Origin of the sequence: Klebsiella sp. 1SOBk10mer (assembly GCF_046602535.1) — a bacterium.
GTDB lineage: Bacteria > Pseudomonadota > Gammaproteobacteria > Enterobacterales > Enterobacteriaceae > Klebsiella > Klebsiella quasipneumoniae.
Genome location: NZ_JBKIUP010000017.1, coordinates 46,760 through 53,034 on the forward strand (window position 1 = coordinate 46,760; position 6,275 = coordinate 53,034).

Sequence of the window (6,275 nt, forward strand, 5' to 3'; positions counted from 1 at the left end):
CTATGTCAGCTAAAAATCCAATATCTTCGACCATCGACTTTGCTGCTGATGGTATTCATCACGGTTATTTAAAACTGCCTTATTCCTGTGACCAATCGGCCTGGGGTGCGATTATGATCCCCATCACCGTCATTAATCATGGTCAGGGGAAAACGGCCTTATTAACCGGTGCCAATCATGGCGATGAATATGAAGGACCGGTTGCATTAAGTAAACTTGCCAATACTATCGATATTCAGAATGTTAACGGCCGCATTATTATTGTGCCGTTCATGAATACACCGGCATTTTTGGCGGCAACCCGCACATCGCCGATTGATCATGGCAATATGAACCGCAGTTTCCCTGGCGTCCCTAACGGTACCGTCACACAAAAAATTGCTGATTATTTCCAGCATACTTTATTGCCGTTAGCCGATATCGTCATTGATATTCATTCCGGCGGTAAAACCCTCGATTTTCTGCCGTTTGCCGCCAGCCATATTCTGCAAGATAAAGCGCTGCAACAGGAAACCGAACAATTAGTTGCGGCGTTCTCGGCGCCCTATTCGTTGCAAATGCTGGAACTGGATTCCGTCGGTATGTTTGACACCGCCGTTGAAGACGCCGGGAAAATTTTTGTCACCACCGAACTTGGCGGCGGCGGCTCCAGTTCCGCGAAAACCGTCGCGATTGCGGAACGTGGGATTACCAATGTGCTTATCCGTGCGGGAATTCTGAATGGCGAATTACAATTATCGCCTACCGTATATTTGAAACAAGATGATAGCGCTTGTTTCATTACCAGCGAACATGACGGATTATTTGAGATTTGTCATGACCTTGGCGCCATGGTGAAGAAAGGTGATGTCGTGGCTCGTGTTCATGATATGAAACGTACCGGCGTTAAGCCAATCGAATATACAGCAAAATGCTCAGGGCTGGTAACCGGTAGGCATTTCCCCGGGGTGATCCACAGCGGCGATAATATGCTGGTTATTAGTGAAATCGTCAGCGCGTAAAAATTTACCCGATACTCATGTATTAGACTGTGATAAGGAGTCTATTATGCAAGATAATATTCATAAAGGAACCACCGCCATCTGGGGCGGCGAAGCCGAAGCCTTTGCCGAAGGCGCAATTTGCGTTCCGGTTTTCAACTCCGTTACCTTCAATTACGATGATATGGCCGAATGGTTCGACGTTGCCCTTGGCAAAAAAGCCGGCCATATTTATTCCCGGAATACTAACCCAACCGTTCGTCCCTTAGAGGAAAAAATTGCCCTGCTCGATGGCGGAGAAGATGCCACCAGTTTTTCTACCGGTATGGCTGCAATCAGCAACACCTTATTTTCCTTATTAAAAGCGCATGATCGTGTCGTAGCGATTAAAGATACTTACGGCGGCAGCAATAAAATTTTTATCGAATTCCTGCCACGGCAGAATATTGACGTAAGCCTGTGCGATACCACGGATTTTGATACCATTGAAAATGAAATTAAAAAAGGCTGTCAGGTTCTGTATCTAGAATCGCCGACTAACCCGACGTTAAAAATTGTCGATATCCAACGTCTGGCAAACGTCGCCCATGAACACGGGGGTATCGTTATCGTCGATAACACGTTCGCCACGCCTATCAATCAACGTCCGTTGACGTTGGGTGCGGATTTAGTGGTCTACAGCGCCACGAAATATCTGAATGGCCATTCGGATGTCATGGGCGGGCTGGTGGTCGGCAAAAAATCTCTGATCCGCACCATCTTTCATTATCGGGAAATTACCGGCGCCACGCTCCACGCCCATTCGGCCTATATGATCCTGCGCGGCATGAAAACGCTGGAATTACGTATGCAGAGACATAACGAAAACGGCATGAAGATCGCCAGCTGGCTGTCGGCGCATCCGAAAGTCGAACAGGTCTTTTATCCCGGACTGCCGACGCACCCGCATTATGATATCGCGAAAAAGCAGATGCACGGTTTTGGCGGGATGATGAGCTTCTCTCTTAAAGGGGGATTTCCCGCCGTGATTACCGTTCTGGAAAACATGAAGCTGGCTCATAAAGCCGCCAGTCTTGGCTCGGTTGGCACGCTGGTTGGCCCTCCCTGTACAACCAGTCACGTGGAATTAACGGCCGAGGAACGGGCTAACGCCGGCATTCCCGAGGGATTGATCCGCTATTCCGCCGGGATTGAAAATCTCGAAGACTTGATTGAGGATCTGCGCCAGGCACTGGATCGGGTTTAGTTTCCGGGAAAAACATGCCGAAGGGTAATTTCCTCAGTATCGGTAAAAAAACAAGGCCCATGGATGGGCCGGGCACAGGGCTAACAAGTACGCAACCTGAAGTATGATACTGGTCACTGTAATCAGGAGTCATCTTATGGAACCAGATTGTAAAATATCCATTATCACCTCGACACACATCGCCAACACAATTCTGCCTATTTTTTACGCGAAAGATGATAAAAGAGGCATATCGGCAAAACGCATATTAAAAGAAAAATACTCAGGAAAGGAAACCAGCGTGAATCAGTTGGTAGCCGTTGCGATTACCATAGAACCTGATAACGATCTATTGGCAAGCATTGCCGAATGCTTACATCAGTGGGCAGCAACGCATCAAGATCACACGATGCGAGCGTTAGATTTTAAAACCAAAATCATTTACTTATCTACTGCTGATATATTCAGACTTCTGTTAATGTCCAGGAAAATCTGCCTGTTTTAAACGTCAATGATGCCGGGATTGGTAAAGATGCTCAGGGTTCAGGGCTCCCGCCAATATATCCGCAAGGCGATCTACACGACTAACGCCATAGAATCACTCAACAGCGTGATCCGACAGGCGATAAAAAAGCGGAAAATATTCCCAACGGACGATTCAGTTCGGAAGGTGATTTACCTTGCGATAGGCTTTGTTGAATAAATCAGATTTCGGGTAAGTCTCCCCCGTAGCGGGTTGTGTTTTCAGGCAATACGCACGCTTTCAGGCATACCTGCTTTCGTCATTTTGTTCAGCGCTCGTACCAGGGCCATAGCCTCCGCAACCCGGTGGTGATGGCGAGATCAGAATAGCGCTGAGGTCTTCCCCGTGATGAAGGCGTTGCCGACTCATACCAGGCCTGAATAGCTTCATCATCCAGCCAGAAAGTTATGGAGCCACGGTTGATGAGGGCTTTATTGTAGGTGGGCCAGTTGGTGATTTTGAACTTTTGCTTTGCCACGGAACGGTCTGCGTTGTCGGGAAGATGCGTGATCTGATCCTTCAACTCAGCAAAAGTTCGATTTATTCAACAAAGCCGTGGAGAGGGTAATGAACGGGTAACATCTACCCATCGTACACAACAGGAAGCAATAGATGCGGCTCGTTCAATCTCCCGCAATCAGGAAAGTGAACTGGTTATTCATCGACCAAATGGACAAATCAGAGATAGAGACTCCCATGGAAAAGATCCATTCCCCCATAAAGGATGAGAAGTGAGGAAAAAAAAAGGCTATGCAGCCTCTTTTTTCTATCAATTTCAATAGAAAGCCTAATCTATTCATTTAATGAGCACAATCTTTTTCTTGATGTTTCGGGCAGCGTATAACAACGTATGAATCCATGCGGCAGGCAATTTGCCAGTATGCTGAACGTGCTGCGGAAAAATTGCGCCAGGAACGTCAGTACTGCGGTCAGGTATCAGCTTTCATAAAAACCTCGACTTTTTCAAAACATGAACCCTATTACAGCAAAGTCTCCAGCGAACAGCTCTGCATTCCATCACGTGATACGCGGGACATTATCGCGGCGGCGGGCCGGGCTCTGGATAAAATCTGGAAAGACGGACATAACTATGCAAAGGCGGGAGTCATGCTCAACGATTTCCGTCCCTGCGGAGTTACCCAGCTATCGTTATTTGATGAAGGGAGGTCGTATGCAAACAGTGACGCGCTCATGAACGTACTGGATACGATAAACAACTCAGGCAAAGGCAAAGTATGGTTTGCCGGTCGGGGCATCGCACCGGCGTGGTCAATGAAGAGAGATATGCTCTCTCCAGCCTATACAACGAGGTGGGACTCGATACCGATCGCTACACTCTGAGTATCGCAATCAGGAAAAATGCCTTCCGTCTGCTGGTGGTTGATATTTGCTCTGGTGCTACTATTTGGGTATAATGAGAAGACCAAATGGAGGTTTGCTATGAAAACATTTAGTTTGTCCTCAACTCCAGCCAGACCACAGCGCCTCTGGCAGGTTGCCGGGTTAAATAATGCTGATGGCGTAGCGCTTCTGGGCCAAATAAATGAAGGTCTGGACGGGAAGGTGGCGAACCGGATAACTGACTGGGCCAGAATAACCCAGAATGACCTGAGAAAAATGTCCGGTATCCCGTCAACCACATTTAGCCGCAGTGTGAAGGCACGTTTTAACCCGGAACAAAGTGAACGTCTGGTACGTATTATCCGCGTCATTGATCGGGCGGTAGATTTGTTTGAAGGCGACAGGGAAGCCGCACAGAAGTGGTTGAACGAACCTAACCGGGCATTGAGCTGGAAAGTGCCAGCAGACCTGATGGCATCCGAAACGGGAGCCTATGAGGTCATTAAGCTGATTACGCGTCTGGAGCATGGGGTGTACTCGTGATCCTCTACAGGCTGACGAAAACAAAGTATCTTTCTACGGCCTGGACCGGATATGGTGCGAAAGAGGCTGGTGGGCGCTGGAATAGCGTGGGGGTGTCAATGGTATATGTCTCCGAAACAGCATCACTAACGATGCTGGAGACGCTGGTACACCTGCATGCGGCACAGATAATGGACTCTTTCACGCTACTGAGTATCGATGTGCCTGATGAACTGATCCAAAGCGCAAACATGGATGAATTACCGGACAACTGGGCTGATGAGGATGCGCCTCAGGAACTGGCTGATTACGGAGATGCCTGGTCATTTACCAGGAGCTCGGTTGCACTGCGTGTTCCCTCAGCCTTATCGCCGGTAGAGTTCAACTATCTGTTAAATCCTGAGCACCCTGAGTTTTACGGGATCGTGCAGAAGGCTCAACAGATAGCGTTCCGGTTTGATAGTCGTCTTAAACCTGACAGGAAGTGAAGCAAAGGAGGAGAGGGCGTTGTCATGATGCCTGGCGCTCCTGTCCGGTGTCACATAAAAAAGCCCGTCAGCGGCGGGCAAAGACTACACACAGCTATTACAGGATGATTCAGGCAGTTTCTTCGTAAACGTTGTAATCCAGCTTTGCTCCACTGTAATTCTGCAGGCTACGGGCTTTATTCATCGCGCAACTGAACGCATTCGAACGATCGCCTGCACTCCCGTTATGCCCATAGCGGGCAATTTCATACGGTTTCTCATAACTGCTTTCTTCCAGCACAATAAAGGCTCCCGGTTCACTGGTCAGCAATTCGAAACCAAGACCTGCGGCCTTTGTATTCCTTAGCTGGTAATATGCAGTGAGTGTCATAATTGATTCCTTAAAATAATACCGATACAAAGATATTTCTACAGGCATTGTTGAGCCTGTAAAATTGCTGATAGTTCAGAGTGACTGTAAGTAATAATAACTTATTCAAGTGGCGCGTCAATTGGCTAAATAACCTTACCTTCATTAAATTTTGAAAGAAATACAATCAGGAAAAGTGACTTTAAAAATCTCTTTCGGATATGACGCTACTGATATCTGATATTGCCTGGAGAATTTTGTCATAAGCGTAGACCTCTATTTTGGCGTAAATCTTCAAACAGGTAGCTGAGTCGTTTGGTTAACATCAGACATGGGCGCAGCTGGCGAACAAGGGGGTTGTCCTGGCACTGCATTGCGTCTGCACAGAACCGTTACATTGGTCGGCGCAGAAGTGGTAACCGGAGCATATCGACAGAGGGGAAAATTCATGACTGAACTCCAGCAGATGCCGGGATGCAGGGCAGAAACACGGCGGAAACCATCTTAAAAGTTATTAACTTACCAGCTTATTAGCCCTGGGAGGATGGGAGTAAACACGGTATAATGGTGTCGGCGCTTGAGGCTTTTTGCCTCATGATGTTTGAGTGTTTTGATGTTGTGAGGCAGAAAGAAGAAAGCCCCGTAGGACGTTAATTTTCATTAACCAACCACACGAGGCCATCTGCTTGACTAGACACCAACAGAGTAGCCTCTTAGCTGCCGTAAGGCAAGGAGATGTATGGGTCCACCACATATTGCAATTTTTACTCTCACGTAAAATATAGTCCACTGGCGTCATCAGTTCGAGTGATTTATGTGGCCTTTTGCTGTTATACAGCACCAGATA

7 protein-coding genes and 4 pseudogenes are annotated in these 6,275 nt (G+C 47.6%); 8 read left to right on the plus strand and 3 right to left on the minus strand.

Annotation, left to right across the window (positions count from 1 at the left end; genetic code table 11):
• Positions 1–2: 2 nt before the first annotated feature.
• The 4 genes and pseudogenes from doeB to ACLH1I_RS24590 all read left to right on the plus strand — a co-directional run.
• A complete protein-coding gene (doeB, locus tag ACLH1I_RS24575; RefSeq protein ID WP_032413381.1) occupies positions 3–1,001 on the plus strand; it encodes a N(2)-acetyl-L-2,4-diaminobutanoate deacetylase DoeB in 999 nt (332 codons plus the stop codon).
• Positions 1,002–1,047: 46 nt separating this feature from the next.
• The gene (locus tag ACLH1I_RS24580) at positions 1,048–2,226 is read left to right on the plus strand and encodes a cystathionine gamma-synthase family protein (RefSeq protein WP_032413379.1); all 1,179 of its coding nucleotides are present in this window, start codon (positions 1,048–1,050) and stop codon (positions 2,224–2,226) included.
• Between the two features lie 136 nt (positions 2,227–2,362).
• Positions 2,363–2,710 carry a hypothetical protein gene (locus ACLH1I_RS24585; RefSeq protein ID WP_032413377.1) on the plus strand — a complete coding sequence of 116 codons (348 nt, stop codon included), beginning with the start codon at positions 2,363–2,365 and terminating at the stop codon, positions 2,708–2,710.
• A gap of 57 nt (positions 2,711–2,767) precedes the next feature.
• Positions 2,768–2,893: pseudogene (locus ACLH1I_RS24590) on the plus strand (transposase); the annotation flags it as partial.
• A gap of 133 nt (positions 2,894–3,026) precedes the next feature.
• On the opposite strand, the pseudogene ACLH1I_RS24595 reads toward ACLH1I_RS24590, so the two are convergent.
• Positions 3,027–3,251, minus strand: a pseudogene (locus ACLH1I_RS24595) (transposase); the annotation flags it as partial.
• A 19-nt stretch (positions 3,252–3,270) separates the two neighbouring features.
• On the opposite strand from ACLH1I_RS24595, the gene ACLH1I_RS24600 reads away from it, so the two are divergent.
• The 4 genes and pseudogenes from ACLH1I_RS24600 to ACLH1I_RS24615 all read left to right on the plus strand — a co-directional run bounded on the left by ACLH1I_RS24600 (position 3,271) and on the right by ACLH1I_RS24615 (position 5,079).
• On the plus strand, positions 3,271–3,456 hold the full coding sequence (locus ACLH1I_RS24600; RefSeq protein ID WP_071571073.1) for a DUF2188 domain-containing protein: 186 nt from the start codon (positions 3,271–3,273) through the stop codon (positions 3,454–3,456).
• Positions 3,457–3,556: 100 nt separating this feature from the next.
• A pseudogene (locus tag ACLH1I_RS24605) lies at positions 3,557–4,069 on the plus strand (DUF4113 domain-containing protein); the annotation flags it as partial.
• Between the two features lie 99 nt (positions 4,070–4,168).
• Entirely contained in the window at positions 4,169–4,612 is a 444-nt protein-coding gene (locus ACLH1I_RS24610; protein WP_032413443.1) for an antitoxin Xre/MbcA/ParS toxin-binding domain-containing protein, read from the plus strand.
• Complete coding sequence (locus ACLH1I_RS24615; protein ID WP_032413375.1) at positions 4,609–5,079, plus strand: RES family NAD+ phosphorylase; 471 nt, start codon at positions 4,609–4,611, stop codon at positions 5,077–5,079. The genes ACLH1I_RS24610 and ACLH1I_RS24615 overlap by 4 nt, the downstream gene beginning before the upstream one ends.
• A 109-nt stretch (positions 5,080–5,188) precedes the next feature.
• Here ACLH1I_RS24615 and ACLH1I_RS24620 read toward each other — a convergent pair whose 3' ends face one another.
• Positions 5,189–5,449, minus strand: coding sequence for a hypothetical protein (locus ACLH1I_RS24620; protein ID WP_017901409.1), 261 nt, complete (start codon positions 5,447–5,449; stop codon positions 5,189–5,191).
• A 718-nt stretch (positions 5,450–6,167) separates the two neighbouring features.
• Positions 6,168–6,275, minus strand: a pseudogene (locus ACLH1I_RS24625) (IS481 family transposase); the annotation flags it as partial.

What these genes read in the sequence shown, in the direction of transcription:
- ACLH1I_RS24610 (WP_032413443.1), top strand. Translation starts at nt 4,169, where the DNA reads ATGAAAACATTTAGTTTGTCCTCAACTCCAGCCAGACCACAGCGCCTC.
- ACLH1I_RS24580 (WP_032413379.1), top strand. Translation starts at nt 1,048, where the DNA reads ATGCAAGATAATATTCATAAAGGAACCACCGCCATCTGGGGCGGCGAA.
- doeB (WP_032413381.1), top strand. Translation starts at nt 3, where the DNA reads ATGTCAGCTAAAAATCCAATATCTTCGACCATCGACTTTGCTGCTGAT.
- ACLH1I_RS24620 (WP_017901409.1), bottom strand. Translation starts at nt 5,449, where the DNA reads ATGACACTCACTGCATATTACCAGCTAAGGAATACAAAGGCCGCAGGT.
- ACLH1I_RS24585 (WP_032413377.1), top strand. Translation starts at nt 2,363, where the DNA reads ATGGAACCAGATTGTAAAATATCCATTATCACCTCGACACACATCGCC.